The organism is Bradyrhizobium sp. (genome assembly GCF_049798375.1).
GTDB lineage: Bacteria > Pseudomonadota > Alphaproteobacteria > Rhizobiales > Xanthobacteraceae > Bradyrhizobium.
The window spans coordinates 1-1,838 of the sequence record NZ_JBARGP010000599.1; the positions used below are offsets into that span (position 1 = coordinate 1).

Consider the following 1,838-nt stretch of genomic DNA (forward strand, 5'->3'; position numbering starts at 1 on the left):
CCGGTGCTGATGCCGAGCCGCAACGCGCTTCGCGCGTTGTCGCAACACGGGGACAAGAGAGCCGGTCCCCGAGGAGAGCGCGTATAAGCCGTCAAACCATTGCGCAGGGAGGCCGCGGTGGATTCAATCGATCGTCGCAACACTCCAGAATTTGGAGATTGCGATGGGCATTCGAAGGAAGCGATCGACGCGTGCGCGGCTGGGCTCTGAGGGACGTCCGCCGGTTGCCGGTCGGGATGAACAGGAACGATTTTGGCGGGCGATTGCGAGAGGGCTGAGCAGCGAAGATGCTGCGCTCGAAGCCGGAGTGCCCCCTGACGCCGGATACAGATTATTCCGGAAGGCAGGCGGTATGCCCCCATCGATTTTCAGACCCTCGGCCAAGCCGCTTTCGGGGAGATACCTTTCGTTTGCGGAACGCGAGGAGATCGCGCTTCTCAATACGCAGGGCCATTCGATGCAGGAGATCGGGCGCCGGCTGGGGCGGGCCGCCTCGACCATTTCCCGCGAGCTCGATCGCAATGCGGCCACCCACGGCGGCAAGATGGCCTATCGGGCGACGACCGCTCAGTGGCATGCCGATCGCTCAGCCCGTCGCCCCAAACCGGCGAAGCTTGCGTCTAACGCCGCCTTGCGGACTTATGTGGAAGAACGGCTTTCCGGTATGGTCGCGCTGCCAGACGAAGCGCGTGGCCGTGCTAATCGGAAGGGCCATCGGTCATCAGAGACGTGCAAGGTTCGGCGATGGAAGAAGGCCTGGAGCCCCGAGCAAATTGCCCGACGCCTGCCGATCGACTTTCCGGATGACGAGACGATGCGCATCAGCCCCGAGGCTATTTATCAAGCCCTTTTCGTTCAAGGCCGTGGAGCTCTCCGCCGTGAACTGACGAGTTGCTTGCGAACGGGACGTGCGCGACGGGTCCCCAGGGCACGCACGGGCAAGCGGGGCAAAAGCTTTGTCACGCCGGAGATCATGATCAGCGAGCGCCCTGCCGAGGTGGCAGACCGGGCGGTGCCGGGGCATTGGGAAGGAGACCTGATGATAGGTGGCGAGAGCTCGGCGATCGGCACGCTGGTCGAACGCACGACACGCTTTACGATGCTGCTGCACCTTCCTCGATTGGCGGGGCACGGCGACGGTCCTCGTGCCAAGGGCGGGCCGGCGCTCTCGGGACACGGAGCCGAGGCGGTGCGCGATGCAATCGCGCGCACCATCATTACCCTGCCTGAAGAATTGCGCCGTTCGCTGACCTGGGATCGGGGAGCCGAAATGGCTCAGCACGATCGTCTCAAGATCGATACGGGCATCCAGATCTATTTTTGCGACCCGCACAGCCCGTGGCAGCGCGGCACGAACGAGAACACCAACGGACTGCTGCGGCAATACTTCCCGAAAGGCGAAGACCTGAGCGTCTATAGCGCCGATGAGATAGCCGCGGTGGCCGAAGCTCTCAACGGCCGACCGAGAAAGACCCTGGGCTGGAAAACGCCAGCCGAGGCGCTTGACGAGTTGCTGTCATCAGTGAAAACAAAACGAACCAGTGTTGCGACGACCGGTTGAGCCCAAGGATGATCCGGCTGAACCTGTGGTACCTGCCGCCTGCATTTTTTTCTGCAGGCGGGCCATGGGTGAGGCCTTCACCCGGCATTCCCTGCGCCCTCTCACTGATTCGAGGGCATGTCGATCGCACGCCTCGGGCGCAATGCGCCGCGGGACTGCGAGGTCATGTCCGATGCGAGACCGAGCGAGCTTCAAATGACATCGCCCTGCTCTCCGCCGCGTCCCTCACAATCTCGGAATGTCCGGAAACGCCAACCTGCCGCCATGAACATGCATG

At 62.9% G+C, this 1,838-nt stretch carries 1 protein-coding gene; it reads left to right on the top strand.

The window, feature by feature from the left end:
• The first annotated feature begins 163 nt into the window (after positions 1-163).
• Positions 164-1,561, top strand: coding sequence for an IS30 family transposase (locus WA702_RS24040; protein WP_425113051.1), 1,398 nt, complete (start codon positions 164-166; stop codon positions 1,559-1,561).
• Positions 1,562-1,838 lie beyond the last annotated feature (277 nt).

Excerpts from the sequence above, each read along its gene's own strand:
- WA702_RS24040 (WP_425113051.1), top strand. The coding sequence starts at position 164 with ATGGGCATTCGAAGGAAGCGATCGACGCGTGCGCGGCTGGGCTCTGAG.